Annotated in this window: 11 protein-coding genes and 2 riboswitches; of the genes, 10 read left to right on the top strand and 1 reads right to left on the bottom strand. The window is 53.3% G+C overall.

The genetic code is table 11. The features are described 5' to 3' along the window. Positions 1-44 precede the first annotated feature (44 nt). On the bottom strand, positions 45-2345 hold the full coding sequence (locus tag ACYVH9_RS04590; protein ID WP_460635118.1) for a TonB-dependent siderophore receptor: 2301 nt from the start codon (positions 2343-2345) through the stop codon (positions 45-47). A 279-nt stretch (positions 2346-2624) separates the two neighbouring features. Further along, positions 2625-2827, bottom strand: a riboswitch (cobalamin riboswitch). A 43-nt stretch (positions 2828-2870) separates the two neighbouring features. Next, positions 2871-3078: riboswitch (cobalamin riboswitch) on the top strand. Between the two features lie 122 nt (positions 3079-3200). Between ACYVH9_RS04590 and ACYVH9_RS04585 the strand changes: the two genes are divergently transcribed. The 10 genes from ACYVH9_RS04585 to ACYVH9_RS04540 all read left to right on the top strand — a co-directional run bounded on the left by ACYVH9_RS04585 (position 3201) and on the right by ACYVH9_RS04540 (position 19793). Next, a complete protein-coding gene (locus tag ACYVH9_RS04585) occupies positions 3201-3833 on the top strand; it encodes a hypothetical protein (protein ID WP_460635117.1) in 633 nt (210 codons plus the stop codon). 3 nt (positions 3834-3836) lie between these two features. Further along, positions 3837-6047, top strand: a complete 2211-nt coding sequence (locus tag ACYVH9_RS04580) for a TonB-dependent receptor plug domain-containing protein (protein ID WP_460635116.1) — start codon at positions 3837-3839, stop codon at positions 6045-6047. A gap of 260 nt (positions 6048-6307) precedes the next feature. Further along, complete coding sequence (locus ACYVH9_RS04575) at positions 6308-6868, top strand: RNA polymerase sigma-70 factor (RefSeq protein WP_460635115.1); 561 nt, start codon at positions 6308-6310, stop codon at positions 6866-6868. 77 nt (positions 6869-6945) lie between these two features. Then, positions 6946-7605 (top strand): hypothetical protein, encoded by a 660-nt coding sequence (locus ACYVH9_RS04570; RefSeq protein ID WP_460635114.1) that lies wholly within the window; start codon positions 6946-6948, stop codon positions 7603-7605. A 9-nt stretch (positions 7606-7614) separates the two neighbouring features. Beyond that, positions 7615-8835: a hypothetical protein gene (locus ACYVH9_RS04565; protein WP_460635113.1), complete on the top strand. Its 1221-nt coding sequence runs from the start codon at positions 7615-7617 to the stop codon at positions 8833-8835. A gap of 223 nt (positions 8836-9058) precedes the next feature. Next, the gene (locus ACYVH9_RS04560; RefSeq protein ID WP_460635112.1) at positions 9059-11455 is read left to right on the top strand and encodes a TonB-dependent receptor; all 2397 of its coding nucleotides are present in this window, start codon (positions 9059-9061) and stop codon (positions 11453-11455) included. 30 nt (positions 11456-11485) lie between these two features. Next, entirely contained in the window at positions 11486-12706 is a 1221-nt protein-coding gene (locus ACYVH9_RS04555; protein WP_460635111.1) for a DUF4374 domain-containing protein, read from the top strand. Positions 12707-12757: 51 nt separating this feature from the next. Further along, positions 12758-13915, top strand: coding sequence for a PepSY-associated TM helix domain-containing protein (locus ACYVH9_RS04550; protein ID WP_460635110.1), 1158 nt, complete (start codon positions 12758-12760; stop codon positions 13913-13915). Next, entirely contained in the window at positions 13908-16346 is a 2439-nt protein-coding gene (locus ACYVH9_RS04545) for a TonB-dependent receptor (RefSeq protein WP_460635109.1), read from the top strand. Before ACYVH9_RS04550 ends, ACYVH9_RS04545 begins: the two co-directional genes overlap by 8 nt. A 474-nt stretch (positions 16347-16820) precedes the next feature. Continuing rightward, entirely contained in the window at positions 16821-19793 is a 2973-nt protein-coding gene (locus ACYVH9_RS04540) for a SusC/RagA family TonB-linked outer membrane protein (RefSeq protein ID WP_460635108.1), read from the top strand. The last annotated feature ends 10 nt before the right edge of the window (positions 19794-19803 follow it).

Raw genomic sequence — 19803 nt, 5'->3', positions numbered from 1 at the left:
GAATCACCGGTTCTCTGTTTGGAAAACCGGTGATTCTTCTACGTTTACAGACTGTATTTCAGGGTCAACAGGTAGTTGCGGGTGGCTCCCGGATAAAACTGGTTTGTAATGATGACGTTGTTGAAGTAACGCTCATTGAGCAGGTTGTTGACGTTCAGGCGCAGGCCCACCCGCCCGATGCGGTACCCCACGGCCCCATCCACAACGGTATAAGCGGGCAGTACATAGGTATTCGCGCTGTTGGCGTAGGTATCGCTCATGTAGTTTGAACCCAGCCCCAGGCTCAGCCCGCGAAGTACGGTTTTGGGCAGCTCATAATTAACCCACACATTGACCATGTGTTTGGGCGCCAGCACCGCCGTGTTCCCGGCCACGGAATTAACATCACTCCCGGCAAACGGCAGATATTTAGCCTGTGTAAACGTATAGCCAGCTGTTATGTCCAGTCCGGCCAGCGGACTGCCCTGCATGTCCACCTCAAAACCTTTTGATTCGGCGGAGCCAATGCCTTTGAACACACCGCCCGGCAGACTTTCTACCTGGTTGTCCTTGCGCATGTAATACAATGATCCCGTTGCCGTCCAGCGTCGTGCCAATTCCAGACGGCTACCCACCTCGGCCTGATAGCCGGTTTCGGGATCGAAAATTTCGCCGTTGGGTGCGATCCGGCGCGACGGTTTGAAGTAGGTTGAATACGACCCGTAAACCGACAACGACTGAATGGGCTGATAGACCAGGCCCAGGCGGTACGTCAGGGCCGATTTTGAAATCGGTGTTTGAGCACCGCGCTCCGTCACGTTTCGGTCGGCATCAACCTTGTCGGTGTAATAGACGCCCTTGAAACTGTCAAACCGCAACCCCACCAGCGCCTTGAGTTTATCCGAAAACCGCAGCCAGTCCTGCACGTAAAAACCGTGTACGGTTTCGTCGGACGCCCGGTACTGCGTCGTCACATAATCGATATAACCCTGATTCAGAACCGGATTCTGTACGGCAATCTGGCTTAATCGGCCCGGACCAAAAATGGTGGCATTATACGTTTTCCGATCCAGCACACTGAGCGAATATCCCGCCAGAATTTTCTGTTCCACCGGTCCGGTAGTCAGGTCATAAGTCAGTTCGAACTGGTTCTGAAGGGGTTTGGTAATGTGGTTGAAATACAAAGGTGAGGTCCGTTTCAGGGAATCGCGCCGGGCGTTGAACGTCAACTGTTCGGTCGAAAAATAGTCGATATTGTCGTGGGAATACGACAGTTGATTCGACAGACGCAGGTTGGAAGTCAGTTGGCGAACATACTGTAACTGGACATTGTAATTGGTATTCTTCAGGAAATCCGCCGGATCGTTGTAGCGGGTATTCATATCCATTCCCGGCGAGACGAGGCCACCGGGCAACATCGGGATTCCGGTATCGGTAGCGTAGCGGTCTTTATTCGCGCCGAGCGTCAGGTAGAAATAATCCTTTTCGGTGGGCGTATACTCCAGCGCCAGGTACGCGTTGTTGGTGCTCACCGCCGACTGCCGGAAACCGTCCGTGGCCGAAAGACCGAAATCGGCCCGGTAGCGCAGTTTTGAACTCAGCGCACCGCCCACACCCGCCCGCATCCGCCGGGTGTTGAAGCTCCCGTACGTGGCGGAGAAATCGGCTTTCTGCTCCGCCGTCGGCCGCTTCCGAACGATATTGATGATTCCGCCCAGGGCCGAATGGCCAAACAACACCGATGCCGGACCTTTCAGCACTTCAATCCGTTCCACATTCGCCAGGTTGGTGCTGGGCGCGCTGGTCGAAATGTTGTGCCGTTCGTCGCGGACCCCATCCACCAGCAGCACGAAGTTGTTGAATCCCCGAACCGTAAAATGCTGAAAACCGCCGTAGGTGTTGTTGGCCCGAACCCCCGTTGTGTTTTTGACGGCTTCGCCCAGTTCATCGACGGCGCGCTGTTCGATAATACGGGCCGACACCGAACTGGTCGTAACCGGCATGTCCCGGGTGGGAATAGGGAGCTTATTGATGGAGGAGTAAGCCGAGCTGTGAACCGACGTGACAGTCACTTCCGAAAGTTCGTTGGTGCGGCTGTTCAGCTGATAACGGAGTACAGTTGTTTCATGAGAAATTACAGTAATGTTTTGTTTCTGGGCTTCGTAGCCAATTCCACTGGCGATGAGCGTGTAGGTGCCCGACGGTACGCGTTTGAGGACAAACTGGCCTTCTTCGTCGGTGGAAGTCCCGAGGCCGGTTCCTTCCAGCCGGATAGTGATGGCCGTCAGGGGTTCGCCGGTGTCGGCCTGAATCTGCCCACGAATAATACCGGTGGCCGACTGGCCCCATACGGTTTGGCTAGCCATCGAAACCAGTAACACGAGTTTCGCAATCGGCCTGAGAAAACAAAAAAATGAAGCGAATGGGCCACCAGGTCGCGGGTGGTCAATGGGGTGCTTGTGCATAGCTTTTAACTTGAAAAAATAAGTTTAAAAGTCTCTGCCAGCATTTCGTCGTGCGAGCGGGAAGGAGCAAACGGGCAATGGCTACCGGTGCTTTGGGGAACGCAGCACCAATCCGTTTTGGCATACGCATACACCAGCCGGAGAAAGCCAATCTTGACCGTGCTTCAGACCGCGAAAGCATTGTCAGCAAGAAAAAAGGCAGGTCTCCTGACTTGTAACCTGGCTACCGTCCTTCCCAGTTTTTCAAACCAGTGAACATCAAGCGTGCGAATCACGCCGGGTAGCTAGTGTGTGCGTTACTTACAGTTGCGCGACAGCTCGGGATTTACACCCGATTCCCTATTAATCAGCGGTTAAGCCGAACCATTTTCCTGTTGGAGAAATGAAGTAGATACTTACTGGCGCAAAGGTATGAATAAAATTGTACTTTTGCGGCTGCTTACGGGTGCGCTTCCATCGCGAAGCGCTTAAAAGGGAATCCGTCGCACTACCCACGTAGTGTTAATCGGAGCAGTTCCCGCTGCTGTATAGTTCAACAAAACGTTTTGACCGATTTGCCACTGTTCCTTTATCGGGGATGGGAAGGCGTCAGAACTGAACGAGCCAGAAGACCTGCCACTAAGCGTTTTATCCGGTGTGCTTTCGGGAAGAAAAGCAGGCAGGCAGTTGATTGAGTGCGCCCCGGCGGGCGGCCACTCCTGCATTGCGTTTGCATTTTTCGTGGATGGCCACCGGCTCAAATCCCTGTAAACGCACATGATCAACCCACTTCTTCTGGATTCGCTGCTCCTGGGTGTGCAGCATTCCTTCGAACCCGACCACATGGCCGCCGTGTCGGTGCTAGCTTCCGAAAAACGCAATCATCAGCAAATCTGGCGCATCGTCTGGCGATCGTCGCACTGGGCGCTGGGCCATTCGTTTACCCTCATTCTGTTTGCCTGTTTTATTCTGTTGTTAAAATCGGCCCTGTCGCTCAACATCGCCGAACAGGTTGAACTCGTGGTGGGGCCGCTGATGATCTGGCTGGGCCTTGTGGCCATCCGGCGCAATCACAAACCTCAGGAGCCTGAAGCTACCCCCTCCACTTCCCCCAAACCGGTCAGCCGGTCGTTCTGGGTCGGCATGATCCACGGTTTGGCGGGCACGGGCGGAGCGTGTACCGTGGCCCTGACGCTGGCGGCCCGCGATGCATCGACAGCGGTCTGGATCATTGTGCTGCAAAGTGTAGGCATCATCGCTGCCATGACACTGTACGGTTGTTTACTGGCTTTCTCGCTCACCCGGGTCATTGACCGCTGGCAGTCAGCCGTTCGTTTGATCAATTATGCCGTCGGTATTTTTTCCATCGCCATCGGCGTCTATACCTTATTCGAAGTCATTCCATCTTAGTATATGAAACAACGATCTATCGATCGATCTACCCGTTGGTTCCCGAGGCTCACCTGCCTTTATCCGGCACTAAGTATACTCTCTCTTACGGCTTTACGGGCCCAGTCGGTTTCCCCCGACAGCCTTCGGCAAAGCGACCTGAGTGAAGTAGTCGTAACGGCCACCCGTTCGGAAATCAGACGCGACAAAGTACCGCAGCAAATCGCGGTTATAACCCGACGTGACATCGAGCAGACACCGGCCTTCGACGTCACGGATCTGGTCAAGAAATTGACTGCGGTCAACATCATTCAGTATCCAAACCTGTCGTCGGGGGTTGGCATCCGGGGATTCCGCCCCCAGTTTTCGGGGCTCAATCAACGGACATTACTGCTCATTGATGGCCGACCGGCGGGGGCCTCCAACCTGTCTACCATCGGACTCAATCATGTGGAACGGGTCGAGGTTTTGAAAGGGCCTGCATCAGCCTTGTACGGGTCTCAGGCGATGGGGGGCGTTATCAACGTCATTACCCGGCGATCAACGGGGGCCATCCGGGGTGGTGCCTTCGCCGAGTACGGCTCGTTTCAAACGTATCAGGCCGCGGGAAACATCGGCGGGAATCTCACCAAACGACTTGATTTTGATGCATCGGTCAGCTATCTGAAGCGGGCGCACGATTACAGGCTGGGGAACGGGAATCTATTTCGGAATCTGCTCAAAGGCGATCAGGCCGTCAAGTATCCCCCTAATCTATCGCCCGAAACCGTCGACGACCGTAAAGATGACGGTTTGAGCCGTCCGAACACGAAGCTTACCTATTATTCTGGAACCCTACGGGCAGGTTACCAGGTGAACTCCCACTGGCGGGTCGATGTTCGGGGCGAAAAATTTACCGCGAACGATGTCGAATCGCCGGGTGATATTACATACGGAATCACGCAGGCCAGTCTCAAAGATGTGGACCGGCAGTCGGGCGAAGTGGCGTTGAGCGGTCAGATTGGTCCGCACAAACCAACCCTGCGCGTCTTTACGGCGGAAGAAAACAACTTCAATCAGACGACAAATGTAGCGGGGAAACCGGTCACTCCTTTTCTCTCCGCCAATACCGGTAACCGCTGGCAGGGTATTCAGTTGAAGGATAGCTGGCAGTTGGGGCGGCACCATCTTACGATTGGGTACGATTACCTGAAGGCCGGCACCCAATCCCGCAGTTGGAGCAATGCCGATACCGAACGAGCGCCCACGCAGCCCAATTACACCATTCGCTCGTCAGCTTTTTACGCGCAGGGCCTGCTCACATTTGGGCAAGATCGGCTTACACTACAACCAGGTCTCCGCTACGATAACATCACCTTCGCCGTGCAGGAAACTCCGCTTTTAACCACGTTTAAACCGGGAAAAACCGCAAACCCATTCATTAGTCCCAGCCTGGGTGCTGTGGTTCAGGTGCTGCCCGGTTTGCGGATGAAGGGCACCGTGGGACGGGCCTTCGTCACGCCCGATGCGTACAACGTCGCCGGATACTCCGAAACCCGTACCACGACCGGACGCATCACCATTACCAGCGGCAATCCAAATCTGACCAATGAAAACAGTATTAGCTATGACCTTGGCCTGACGTTCAGCCGTCCGAAAATCGGTTTCAGTGCGGCCATTACGTATTTCAATACCGATGTCCGAGATCGGATCGCCCGAATTGTAACGCAGGTTAACGAAAAGCAGCCAAACGGGGATGTTATCGTGGCCCGGGCTACCTACGTCAACGCAGCCGATTCGGATCTGAGTGGGATTGAAACCGAAGTTAGCTACGATTTTGGTGCCTTGACGGCGTATCGGTACTCCCTGCGGCTATTCGGCAACGCGACCTCAATGCTCTGGTATTCCGAAACCCTGGTCAGTACGGATGGGAATACGACCCGCCGTGACATTGCCAACGTGGCCCGAATGAACCTGAACGCGGGGCTGGAATACGATTCGTTCAAAGGATGGCGAGCCCGGCTGCTGAGCCGCTACATAGGACACCGGAAAGACACCGATTTTACGGATGCGGCCAATCCGGAAATCGAATATCCGGCGTACCTGGTGCTTGATCTGAGCACTTCGTATACGCTGGCGCAGCACCATACGGTGAGCCTCCAGGTGACCAACCTGACCGACGAAAATTATTACGAAAAGCGGGGCTATAACCTGCCGGGCCGGGCTGTTTCGCTGCGCTATCACTTTACCTTTTAAACTGGCAATGCCGGGAAACGTTCCGGACGGTTCAATTCGATCGGGTCCAATTACCATACTGCTACCTCATTCAGCCAGGCGCCTGGTGAATGAGGTAGCAGTATGGAACGCCGACAGTTCTTTATTTCTGGACTAACGGTTTCGATCTGGACGGGTTACGCAGCATGCAGACCCTATCACACCGGCTTTTGCGAATCATAGCCGGTTACCTGCTAATTAATTTAGAATAATTCTAGATAAAATAAAGCAGGGTACTATATTTGCGCTTTCTTCGCCCCGGTATGTACGAAGCGCCACCCCATACGACCACTTTCAAAATCGATGAACAATCGTTTCGAGATATCTATGGGCGGCATTGGGAATCGGTTTTTGCGGTTTGTTACAACAACCTGCGCGATGCAGAAGTATCCAAAGGCATGGTGCAGGACATTTTTAAGTCGCTCTGGGAACGCCGTGACGAACTGGAAATTACGGTTTCCATCGAACGATACCTCCTCCGATCCGCCAAATTCAAGGTGTTCGAATACCTGCGCAACAGCAAGATTCGGCAAGAATATACCCAGGAGGCTATTAGCCGTGCATATACGGCCGATAACGGCACCGAAAACGACATTTTCTACAATAGCCTGAAAGAAAAAATTAACGGTCTGGTCGAAACACTGCCCTGCCAGTGCCGGAACGTGTTCAAAATGAGCCGCGAACAAGGCTTATCAAACAAAGAGATTGCCATCTCGCTATTGATTTCGGAGAGGGCCGTTGAATACCACATTACCCGTGCACTATCCACCCTGCGCGCCAATCTTTCCGAATACTTCACCTAGTTTGTCACCACGGCTTACGGTTAACGCTTATTTGTGCTACTTTTACTCAAAGCATCTATTCGGCCGAAAGCGCATTCATGAAGATCAGCAGGGAGCTTATCGAAAAATACCACCGCGGACAATGTACGCCCGACGAACAACAGGCGGTTGAAGCCTGGCTTTTCGATGACGACACGACGCCAGACCCGGTTTTGCTCCTACCGGTTGGCGAAAGCAAGTTTACGGTTCAGCAGGAAATGTGGCAGGACATCGAAAAAGTGCTTCCTTCCCGGCAAAAAAAGTCCTTTTCGGTTACTTACTGGCGACAGGCCGCGGCCGTCTTGCTTTTTTTCCTGGCCGGAGCCACGTTTTTTTTTCTCCACAATCAGACCGAAAGCCGCGGGATTATTGTTGTCACGAACACGTCTGAGACGGCCAATAAAGACCTGCACGAGAGCGCTTATTCGATTTCCGTTGGCCCGAAAAGTAATGTTGAGATCGACACCCAAACCGGTCGCATCGATTTTTGCGGGGCTATGATGATCAATCCCAAACACGACATTGAGTTAACCATCCAGGGAGTCTGCACCCAACCCGACGAAAAAAGCGAAAAAGTGGTACTGAAAAAAGGCCAGAACTACATTGCCTTGAACTACGGCACAACGGCGACCAATGAAGTGATCGTTCTGCCGCAAGGTTCTCTTACGGGCCTGCCGCCCTTGATGCAGCGACAGCTCATGATGCAGTTTGATATTTGAACCGAACGTATGAAGGGGAATTTCTGGAACGGCTTCGTTGCGTTTTTTATCTTTTGGGGGCTTGTTCAACTGATTGGCTGTACGCCCGAAAAAAAAGACAGCACGCCGGATCACAAGAAAAAATACAGTCTTTACGTGATGATGAAGGACGGGGCCGAATACCTCGTTCAAACCGATACCCTCGATTCGGGTTTTATGGATCCGCTCGCCCAGGGCACCCGAGTAACGCCTTCCCGCCTGTTTTACGAGCTGATTGTGCACCAGAACCAGTATTATCGGCTGTCCTGGAAAGACAGCAAATTCCTCCGTAATACCGTTGAAAATAAAGAATTTAAACAAACCGGAAGCATTCAGCTTACAGGCCAATGGAGCGTCGACAACTACAACTGGCTCGGCGATACACTGCTGATTCTGGGTCACGACTTTCGGCAATCAGAAGTTCGCTACGCCAAGATTACGCTCGATCATCTGAAAGCACAGGAAGGAACCGTCAACCTGCCCAAGCCCACGGATGGTTTTAATTCCATGTCCATCGGTTTTTCCACGTTCTTGAACGGCGATCTCTACCTGGGCTACACGTATCACAAAACCGGTCTGAATAGCTACACCACCAGCGACACCCTTTACGTCACGCAGTTGACGTACCCCGGCCTGAAAACCGTCCGCACGTTCAAAGACAGCCGCTCGACCTACCCCGGGGGCATTAACACCCGTCAATCGCATTTTTTCACCGACGAAAACGGCGACTTTTACTTCATCGCGTGCCCGGGCATCGCACTGGGCGACCATCCCTCCAAACCCACCGGCATTTTTCGCATCCGAAAATCGGACGGCGCACTCGACCCGGACTATTTTTTTAACCTGTCGGCTTCCCCAATTCACAACCACGGCTACGGTTTTTGGTCCATCGGCCACGGCAAGGCCATTGTCCGTACTGAACGGAAGGCGCTTTTTAGGGGGATGCAGGACCACTACCTGGTTCCGCATTTTGATTTTTACGTGCTGGACCTGGCCCGACAAACCACAACCCGTCTTAACCTGCCACTTGACAAAGGCACTGCCCGTAACTGCGTACTGATGGAAAACGGAAGGGTTTATATCACCCTCAACCCCAACACTGAGGACAGTTACGTCTGGATTTATGACCCCGCAACGGGTTCGCTCCGCAAGGGACTTCAGTTTGACAAGCAGGTCGATTACGTCATTCGCTTGGATCGACTCAACTCCTGACCAATGCGGGCGTTGTTCCTCTCTCCCCGTTTGTACTTCGTTTTCAAATAGCCGGAATCGACCGGAACGTCGTATTTGCTGACGCATTTCCTGCCAGACGAGCGCTCTCACGAACCCGTCTTCACCGGTCCCGCCAAGGATTCACACTTTTTTTGCCGCTCTACCTTCGGGAAGTAAGCCGTGGCGCTACTGACTGGTTGATAGTCCATTTTTCGATCAACCCATGCAAGCTGGCAAAACACTACGCTACCTTATCCTAACCGCTTTCTGGCTTTTTTCGATACCGGTTTTTGCCCAAAAAACCGGTGTCATCTCGGGGTATGTACAATCCGAGTCGGGCAGCGCGGTTCCCGGCGCAACGGTAGTCCTGAAAAATACACCCCACGGTACGGCCTGCGATGCCGACGGTTTTTACTCGTTTCCGGTGCCCAACCCCGGTCGTTATACCCTCCAGGTTTCCGCCATTGGTTACCTCACCGCAACGCAGGACGTCACCGTCAAACCTCAGCAGGCACTCAGCCTGACCATTCGGCTGAAAGAAAACCAGCAGGACTTAAAAGAGGTCAACGTATTCGGCAAAACCGAAACGCAGCAGGTGAAGGAACAGGCGTTTACGGTCAACGCCATCGAAACCCGGCAATTTGCCAACACCACCGCCGACCTCAACCAGGTACTTAACCGCAGCACGGGGGTACGCATCCGGGAACAGGGCGGTTTAGGGTCCAGTTTCAACTTTTCGATCAACGGTTTGTCGGGCAAAGCCGTCAAGTACTTCATCGATGGCGTGCCGCTGGAAATCCTGGGCAGCGCCGTTTCCCTCAACACGATTCCCGTCAACCTCGCCGAACGCATCGAAGTCTACAAAGGCGTGGTTCCCGTGCAACTGGGTTCCGACGCAATGGGCGGGGCCGTCAACGTGATCACTAGCCAGCACCAGCGTAACTACCTGGACGCCAGCCACAGCTACGGCTCATTCAACACACACCGGGCAGCGCTGACGGGCCAGTATGTTCATAAACCCACCGGTATCACCATCAAAGCCAGCGGTTTTTACAACTACTCGGATAACAACTACAAAATGAAGGGCGTAGAAATTCTTCAGGGCGGGCAGCGTAACGGACAGGAAATTACGGACCTGAACGGCGCTTCCTTTGTGGTCGCCGATGTGCGCCGGTTTCACGACCAGTTCCGGTCGGCAATGGGGCAGGTAGAAGCCGGGATTTCGGGCCGAGCCTGGGCCGACGCGTTCTACGCAGGTTTCGGCTATTCGGAAGGGCAGCAGGACTTGCAAACCGGTTTTGAACAAACGATTGTATACGGCAACGTTACCCGAAAAAGTAAAGCCTCTACGGCTACGCTCCGCTACAGAAAAAATAATCTGCTGGTGAAAGGACTCGATCTCAGCCTTTTTGCTTCACGCTCCAAAGACACCTACATTACCGCCGACACGCTGTTTCGGCAGTACTACTGGGACGGTTTCTGGACGGTCAAAGCCGCCAGTGAAATGGGGTCAATTCGGGCGGTTTCGCACATCATCCGGCCCCGGAGCTTCGTGCGTGCCAACCTGAGTTACATCCTAAACGAGCAGCATTCCTTCAACCTTAACTACACGCTCGACCACCTCCGTAACGAAAGTTTTAATGCGTTGCAGACCTCCAGCGACGACAGGCCCGGCACCATGAACAAGCAGATTCTCGGCTTCGCCTATCAGCAGGAATTTCTGGACAAGCGCTGGACCAATACCTTCTTTTTAAAATACTACGGGCTAGGGCTGGAGCGAAAAAAATGGATCGACCTCAGTTACCAGACCCTGAACACGCACTTCGACAAATACGGCTACGGCGTTGCCTCCCGTTTCAAAGTATTACCGGATCTGGGCCTGAAGCTGTCCCTCGAGCGGGCTTACCGGTTGCAGGAAGTGGAAGAGGTTTTTGGCGACGGCCTGAACGTGCAGCCGAACCCCGACCTCAAGCCGGAAAGCAGTTACAACGCTAATCTGGGCGGTTATTACGGCCTGCGGATCCGCAATCATCGGTTTTTTGCCGAAGCTTCCGGTTTTTACCGCGACGCGCAAGATTTCATCTATCCCGTACCCGACCAACGATCAAAAGCGCTGAAAAATGAAAACAAATCGAGCGTCCGGGTGACCGGCTTCGAAGCTGAACTGCGTTACGACTACGCCGATCTACTCTCCTTCAATGTCAACGCGACGTACCAGAACGCGGTGAACATGACCAAATTCGGCAACACCTCATCGACGACGTACGAAGCCACGTACAAAAACAAAATTCCGAACCAGCCGTGGCTCTTTGGTAACGCCAACCTGAGTTTCGGCAAAAACAACGTCTTCGGAAAGGATACGCGCCTGCAATTCAACTGGTATACCCAGTACGTGCACTGGTTTTACCTGACCTGGGAAGCATTCGGCAACGCGCGCGGGAAATCAACCATTCCCGATCAGGTGATTCATAACGCAACCCTGAGCTACTCGTTCCAGAACGGCCGCTATAACATTTCCGGCGAGTGCCGCAACCTGACCGATGCGCTGGCCTTCGACAATTTCCGGCTGCAAAAACCGGGACGCGCCTTTTCGGTAAAGCTCCGCTACTTCCTTCATTAAATACAATCTATCCGTTTAACAATCAATCCCATGATCCGATTTCTAAAGACCCCTCTTCAAGTAATGCTTGTCACGCTGGTGGCGCTGATCCTGAACGGATGCAACAACGACAGCAACGAAACCCCGCCCGAACCGGAAGCGGGCCAATATTCCGCCATTGTAGCGGTTGGTGGCTGGCCGAATATCGCCTACTACATTGCCGACGTCCCTTCGCTGACCTCCGGAACGATCAGTTTACAGGGCAACGGAGCCGAAATGACCGGCAAAGTGTATGCGCAGGATGTCATTCAAAAAGACGGTTTTTACTACCACGCCAACTTCGGCAGCGGGCGGTTTGGTAAATACCACGTTGAAAACGGCGCCCTGATTGTCGACAAGGAAGTGCCGTTCACGCACCTCAATTGGAGCTCCTATGTCTGGGCCGACAACCAGACGCTGGTGATTTTCGGCACGGGCGAAAACGCGGGCAAAACCGAAGGGCGCTACGCCATCGTCAAAGTAGCCGACATGAGTATTACCACCGGCAAGCTGGATTTGCAGGCGTTCCCGAGCGGTTTTGATACCTACGCGATGGGCTTTGCCGAATACCGCGCGGGCAAGCTGTTTTTGGGATACAGCTTCGGTTCGTCCGATTTCTCGAATTATCCCAAAATGCCGGTATACCAGCAGTTGAACGTTGCCGTGATCACTTATCCGGCGATGACCGTCGAAAGCACGATTTCGGATATTCGGTCGACCACGCCGGGCGGTCCGATTGTATATGCGCCGACTTCGTTTCAGGATGAAAACGGTGATATCTACTTCATCACCGACCCGGTTTACAATTACGATTACAAATCACCCTCAGCGGTTTACCGGATCAAAAACGGCGCGACGACGCTGGATCAGTCGTACTATTTCAACTTTTCATCTAAAGTTAATAACGGCATGGGGGCTGCCATGTGGTACATCGGTAACGGCAGGGCTATTGTCCGGACCCGCGTTGCTGGGGAGTCCATTGATGCCGAACATTCTTTCTCGGTGATCGATGTCAAAACCGGGGCCTTTATCAAAAAGCTGGATTTACCCGCCGACCAAGGAGAGCGCATGGTACAGGCCGTGATCGTGGAAGATGGCAAGGCCTACATTGCTGTCAATGCCGCCGATAAAGACTACATCTGGGAGTACGATGTTGCGGCCGATAAACTAACGCCCGGTGCTCAGTTCATGGGTGGAATTGACTTTATTCTTCGGCTCGAAAAAACGAAATAAATCCTAAAAACCGCCCACTGTTTCGCGCAGTGGGCGGCCTCCCCATTTGCCATGATTCTGATCCTGAAAAAAATCAATGCCTGGCTCCATCTCTGGCTGGGCCTTGCATCGGGCATTGTCGTTTTCATTGTGTCGCTGACCGGGTGCGTTCTTGTTTTTGAGCAGGAGCTGAAGTCGCTGACCCAACCCTGGCTGCACGCCGAACGGCCCGCCGGGGCGGCCTACCTGCCGCCTTCGGCGATTCATCAGAAAATGAAAACCGTACTGCCCGACAAACAGATGTTGAGTATCTGGTATTATGGCCACGAACGGACGGCAAAAGTCAGCCTGGATTCCGATTCGCTGGTGTATGTCAACCCGTACACGGCGGAAGTGACCGGTATCGTTGATCATGAGGATTTTTTCCATTTTATTCTGGACGGTCATATCGGCTTATGGATTGAAGGTGAAGTGGGTCACCAGATTGTGGCCTGGGCAACCCTGATTTTTTTCGTTCTGCTCATCACCGGCCTGATCCTGTGGTGGCCCGCCAGATGGAATAAAACTAGCCGTGACAAGAGCTTCAAAATCAAGTGGAAAGCCCGGTTTAAGCGACTGAATTACGACCTGCACAATGTACTGGGCTTTTACGCACTGATTGTCGCGCTGATCATTACCCTTACCGGCCTGATCATGGGGTTCGCCTGGTTCAACAAAGGCGTGTACTGGCTCACGTCGGGCGGTGAATCGCCGGCTCCTTACCAACGGGGGGTATCGGACACCACGCAGGCTCCACGTCAAAACAGCCTGGTCAATGTGGACCGGGCTTTTAAAAAAGGCATGGAAGAACTGGGCGTTTACAACAAAGATGCCATCATCGTTTCAATTCCCCAGAAACCCGCCGACGCCATTTACGTCTGCACCGACATGGACAAAGGCGCCTGGCGCGATATTTATCTGGATCAATATACGTTGCAGGAATTGCCTTCGTCAAGCGTGCAGATCGACAACCTCGGATTGGCTGACTGGCTCCGTCGGACCAATTATGCCTTACACGTGGGTGCCATTGGTAATCTGCCTACTAAAATCAGTTACTTTGTTGCCAGTCTGATCTGCGCCAGTTTGCCCGTCACCGGTTTTTACGTCTGGTGGGGGCGCCGGAAAAAAGCGAAAAGCCCGCGAAAACAGCCCAAAGTTCCATCGCGCAAGACACCTATCCGCCATGAATAACCGATTCCTGCTTTTTGTAACCGCATGCTATTTCCTTCTTTTCACCCACACCCGTGCGCAAAAAACCTCACCGTATCAAGTCAAAGGCATCATTGCCGATTCGGTAAGCCGCAAACCAATCGAGTTTGCCACGATTGGCATTCTGGACGCCGACAAGAAAGTGGTGGCCCTCACGTACTCCGACGAAAACAGCAGCTTCAAATCCGCCGACATGGCGGTTGGCTCCTACTTCCTGAACCTGTCCTTCATGGGGTATGCGCAGAAAGAGATTCCGTTTTCTGTTTCTCCGCAATCGCCCCTCGCCGAACTTGGAACGGTTTTCCTGACTCCCGAAGTAAGGCAGTTGAATGTGGTCACCGTAACGGGATCGCGGCAATTGGTGGAGCAGCAGCCGGGTATGCTGATTTACAACGCCGAAAAGGACATCAGCAACCAGGGCGGAACGGCCGCCGATGTGCTCCGCAAAGCTCCCATCCTGAACGTGGATGCCGCCGGGAATGTAACCATGCGCGGCAACCGCAATTTGCGCATTCTCATCAACGGCAAGTATTCCGGCCAAATGGCGCGCAGCGCGGCCGATGCACTGAACATGATGCCCGCCAATTCGATCAAAACCGTTGAAGTAATTACCAGTCCGTCGGCCCGGTACGATGCCGAAGGCGCAGCGGGCGTCATCAATATCATTACCAAAAAAGGGAACCAGAACGTCAGCGGAACGGTGGAAACCGTCGTCGGAAATCTGGAACAGGTCGTCAATCCGCGCCTTTCGGTCAGCCGCGACAAATGGAACATCAGTTCCACGCTTCACATCCACCGGATTTACAGCCGCGAGGAAGTTTCGCTAAATCGGCTGACGTTTGAGGGTCTCGAAAAAACCGGTCGCATCCGCCAGCATGTGGTGCGCGACAACAGCAAGCCCCACGGTTCTGGGGATTTGCAAATGGAGTATACGCCCAATGCCAACCATGTGTTCAACTTTTCGGTCAACGGCTGGCTGGGGCAATGGCCCAACAACAGCGAGCAGCGCAATCAGCGCTTTGCCGCCGACGAAACCTTGCTGGAAGATTTTCGTCAAAGCGTGACGACCCGCGCACCCAGCCGTGGTATTGACCTCAACCTGGGCTACACCCACAAATTTCAGAAACCGGGCGAGGAATTGTACGTGATGGCCCAGCACAACAATTCGGCCGACAACTTCGACTACGACGCGCTTCAGAAAGACGCTGACCACACGCTGCTGTACCGCGAACGAAACGATAACCGCAGCACCAACCAGGAATGGACGTTTCAGACCGACTACATTTTGCCGTTTGCGAAAAAGGGGCAGCATACCTGGGAAAATGGCGCCAAACTCATTCTGCGCGACAACAACAGCACCTACGAGGTGCTGGCCAGCAACGAGTCCAATCCGTCGCAGATCGTACCGGTCGCGTCGCGCAGCGATGTTTTTACCTATACCCAAAACGTGGTTGCGGGCTACAGCCAGGTCAAGTTCAAGTGGCAAAATGGCTGGGCACTACACGCCGGAGCGCGGCTGGAAGGGACTTTTATGAGAGGTCGCCAGCAAGAGCTTCAGAACGAATTCCGCAATGATTTCTGGAACGTCGTACCCAGTGCCACGCTCTTTAAAAAACTGAGTGCCAACACCAATGCAACCCTGAGTTACACCAAGCGCATTTCGCGCCCTTCGATCTGGGATCTTAACCCCAACCGGAACGCCCAGGACCCCAAAAACATTGAAATTGGCAACCCGGCTCTCCGCCCGGAGGAGGTCAATCAGGTGGAGTTGACGTATGCGTTGCAAACGGATTCGGATTTCTTTCTCAATGCATCTCTGTTCGGGCGGGAAACCAATCACTCCATCGAAAGCGTGGTGCGGATCGACTCCCTGGGAATTGCCACAATTACCAAACAGAATCTGGCTTCTAACCAGCAATTCGGCCTCAACCTCTCCACGGCGCTTCAGATTATGCCGGGCTGGAAGGTCAACAGCAACGCCAACATTCGCCATGCCCGTTTCCGCAGTGGAGCACTGAACATCAGCAATGCCGGAATCGCTTGGGGGATCAACGTAAACAGCAGTTGGAAACTTCCGAATAACTTCAGCGTGCAGGCCTACACCGACTACGATGCCCGGAGCGTAACGCTGCAGGGAAACAAAGGCTATTGGTTTTACTACAGTTTTTCGGCCAAAAAAGAGCTACCAGCCCGAAAACTGGCCATTACGCTCACCACTGTCAGTCCGTTCGGCGGATATATTGGACAAACAGAATTGATCCGGGGCCCCGGCTTCGAAACGACCCTCAACAACCGATACCTGATGCGCTCGGTCCGGCTTTCACTGAACTGGGAATTCGGCAACATGACCAAGGCCGGAAGTGGTCGAAAAATTAATAACAACGATCAGAAAAACGCCAAAGGTGGTGGCTAACGAGAACTGCCAACTCACCCTATGAATCGGAGTCGTTTGTTTTTTAAGGGCAACGAAATATTCTACAAATAATGTAGAACTTTTGCGCGTACAGGTTCTGTAAGCCCGGATTCGTTTCCCCAATTCTATATCTTGATTTGTATTTTATAAAGTGAATGCATAATTAATCCACCTCTTTTTAGGAAAGCGGTTGACATTCGCCCGATCATCATATTCTTTTGCCCCGTCATTGTTGAAAATGGCGGCCCAATTAACCCATAAACACTATAGATCAAATACATTTTTATTATTCAAGTGCGTTAATGCTCCGGTGGTATTGCTAAATATTCAACGCGTTCCACAATTATGATTAAACGTTTTGGGGTAATTCGTTGATTCCATAAGCAGTGAATGAACGGATTGCTTTTTATACCCGGAGAAAACTGCCGAATATAAACCTTGTAAATCTATAGATAATATGTAAAATCTATATACATGCAAAGAATTACATTTCTGTGCGTATTGCTGCTGCTAACCAGCGGAAGTTACGCCCAGCAGATTCTGAAAGGAATCGTGAAAGATGAATCGGGGCAAGCACTGCCCGGGGTGACTATCGTTCAGAAAAACACCTCCAATTACACTGCAACGGACGTTGATGGCGCTTTCAGCCTGACGGTTCCCTCCCTGCCCGCAACGCTCCAGATTAGTTTTGTCGGCTATCAATCGCTGGAGCAAACAGTAACCTCCCCAGACCCGCTCGCCGTCGAGCTGAAAACCAACACCCTGAACGAAGTGGTGGTAGTGGGATACGGTACCCAGAAAAAACGGGATCTGACCGGGGCCATTTCGTCCATCACCAGCAAAGACATCGCCGAAACGCCAGCCCCGAACTTCCTCTCCAATGCGCAGGGTCGTTTGGCCGGGGTGGATATTGTCCGCGCCGGGGGCGCACCGGGGTCGGCGCTGACAATCCGCATTCGCGGAAACCGTTCCATCAACGCCAGCAACAACCCGCTGTATGTCATCGACGGTATTCCGACGGAAGTCAGCATCAACGATTTTAACCCGAATGACATTGAGTCGATGGAGGTGCTGAAAGATGCCAGTTCGGTCGCTATTTACGGTTCGCGGGGTGCCAACGGTGTGATTCTGATTACAACCAAAAAGGGAAAAGAAGGGAAAGCCGTGATTAGTTATGACGGGTATTATGGCGTCAAGCAAGCCCAGACGGAGCTGACACTAATGGATGGTAATCAGTTTGCCCGTTACGCCCGGGTGGCCCGTGGCCTTGCGCCAGACGATAACAGTAAGGATGCGACGTTCCTGAGTAATGTAGAGGTTGCAAACCTCCAAAAAGGAATTTCAAATAACTGGCTTGACCAAATCTTGCGCAACGGTACGCAGCAAAACCACCAGATTTCGGCCAGTGGAGGTTCAAAAAATACGACCTACTACCTGTCGGGTTCGTACTTCAACGAGCAGGGTATTCTGCGGAACACCGATTACACCCGCTACTCGTTTCGGGCCAACCTCGATACCCGGCTGACGGAACGACTCAAAGTGGGCGTCAGTGCCACCGTATCAAATGATCTGACGAATGCGATGGCCAACGCGCCGTACGGCAATGCGCTGTCTTTTTCACCGCTGGTGATGCCCTACGATAGCACAGGCCGGTTTGTGGCGTATCCGAATCCGCGGGAAGGCAATGCCACCAACCCGCTGCTGGAACTCCAACCCGGTCAGTATACGGACGAAACCCGCCGATACCGGGTTTTTGCAACGCTTTTCGGAGAATACAAGCTGGCCGAAGGACTGACGTACCGGCTGAATTACGGCCCGGACTTCAGCACCTCCCGCCAGGGAACCTACAACGGAACGCTGGCCGGTAGCATCAATACCGCCACCGTGAACAACCAGCAGAATTTTGCCTACACGCTCGAAAACATCCTGAGTTTTGACCGCACAGTCGGCCAGCATTCCCTGAACGTGGTCGGCCTGTTCAGTACCCAGAAAAACCGCTTCGAATCCTCCGCCATGGGTGTCCGCGACATTCCCGTGGAAAGTTCTTCGTTCTACGACCTGAGCAGCGCGGTGGAAGTAACCAGCAAAGCCAGTTCGTTGACTCAGTGGGGGTTGCTGTCGTACATGGGTCGGATCAATTACGGTTACAAGGACCGGTATCTGCTGACGCTGACGGGGCGTGCCGACGGCTCATCCCGGTTGTCGGCGGGTAATAAATGGGCCTTTTTCCCGTCCGTTTCCGCCGGTTGGGTACTTTCCGACGAATCGTTCTTCCACCGGGGCAAGGCCATTTCCTTCCTGAAATTGCGGGCCGGTTACGGTGAAGTCGGCAACACGTCCATTTCGCCCTACCAGACTCTGGGCGGTTTGTCGCGCTCAACGTACGTGTTCGGCACCGAACCGGGCTTTGGGTATGGCCTAAACGTGATTCCGAACCCGGATTTGAAGTGGGAAATCTCCCGCACGCTGAACCTGGGCGTTGATTTCGGTTTCCTGAACGACCGCATCTCCGGTTCGCTGGAACTGTACGACACCCGAACCAGTGACCTGCTGCTGAGTCGTCTGATTCCCATCACATCGGGCTACGCATCCATTCTGCAAAACATCGGAGCCACCCGCAACCGGGGCATCGAACTATCCCTGAACGGCACGGTTTTGAACCATCCTTCCGGCTTCCGGTGGACGGCGAACCTGAATGTGTTTTCCAACAAGGAAGAAATTGTGGAGCTGTTCAATGGCCGGGACGATGATGTGGGCAACCAGTGGTTCATCGGCCAGCCGATCAGCGTTTTTTACAGCTACAGACAGGTCGGAATCTGGCAAACGGGCGAAGCCGCGGAGGCAGCCGCCGTTGGTCAACGTCCGGGTGACATCAAAATTGCCGACGTAAATGGTCGCGATGCCGAAGGCAACCTGACTAACGCTCCTGATGGAAAAATCAATGCCGACGACCGAACCATTCTGGGTTCGCAGGTACCGAAGTGGAGCGGAGGACTTACCAATCGGTTTAATTTCAAAGGCATCGACTTCTCGTTTCTGGTATACGCCCGCCAGGGCCAGACCATTCGGAGCGATTTTCACAACCTGGGCGGCAACCAGTGGCAGGGGCGCTACAACAGCCTGAACTTCGACTACTGGACCCCCGAGAATCCGACGAACAAGATGCCGCTTCCCTACGCAGCCTCGGCCCCGCTGTACGCTGATGCGGTCCGGTATTTCGACGGTTCTTTCGTTAAAATCCGGAACATCACGTTGGGCTACACCCTACCGGCCAATCTGCTGTCGAAAGTGGGCGTTTCCAGTTTGCGCATCTACGCCACCGCCGACAACGCCTTTATCTTCTCGCCTTACAAACTGGTCGATCCGGAATCGGCCACCGGCATCGTTGGCTCGACGGTTCCCATGTCGTCGGCGACCTACGTGTTCGGTCTCAACCTCAAGTTTTAATGCTACTTCC

This window comes from Larkinella harenae (assembly GCF_054780515.1).
The sequence above is the reverse complement of the archived record's forward strand: the minus strand, read 5'-3'. Positions and strand labels throughout refer to the sequence as shown.

Excerpts from the sequence above, each read along its gene's own strand:
- ACYVH9_RS04590 (WP_460635118.1), bottom strand. The coding sequence starts at position 2,345 with ATGGCTAGCCAAACCGTATGGGGCCAGTCGGCCACCGGTATTATTCGT.
- ACYVH9_RS04585 (WP_460635117.1), top strand. The coding sequence starts at position 3,201 with ATGATCAACCCACTTCTTCTGGATTCGCTGCTCCTGGGTGTGCAGCAT.
- ACYVH9_RS04580 (WP_460635116.1), top strand. The coding sequence starts at position 3,837 with ATGAAACAACGATCTATCGATCGATCTACCCGTTGGTTCCCGAGGCTC.
- ACYVH9_RS04570 (WP_460635114.1), top strand. The coding sequence starts at position 6,946 with ATGAAGATCAGCAGGGAGCTTATCGAAAAATACCACCGCGGACAATGT.
- ACYVH9_RS04565 (WP_460635113.1), top strand. The coding sequence starts at position 7,615 with ATGAAGGGGAATTTCTGGAACGGCTTCGTTGCGTTTTTTATCTTTTGG.
- ACYVH9_RS04560 (WP_460635112.1), top strand. The coding sequence starts at position 9,059 with ATGCAAGCTGGCAAAACACTACGCTACCTTATCCTAACCGCTTTCTGG.
- ACYVH9_RS04555 (WP_460635111.1), top strand. The coding sequence starts at position 11,486 with ATGATCCGATTTCTAAAGACCCCTCTTCAAGTAATGCTTGTCACGCTG.
- ACYVH9_RS04550 (WP_460635110.1), top strand. The coding sequence starts at position 12,758 with ATGATTCTGATCCTGAAAAAAATCAATGCCTGGCTCCATCTCTGGCTG.
- ACYVH9_RS04545 (WP_460635109.1), top strand. The coding sequence starts at position 13,908 with ATGAATAACCGATTCCTGCTTTTTGTAACCGCATGCTATTTCCTTCTT.
- ACYVH9_RS04540 (WP_460635108.1), top strand. The coding sequence starts at position 16,821 with ATGCAAAGAATTACATTTCTGTGCGTATTGCTGCTGCTAACCAGCGGA.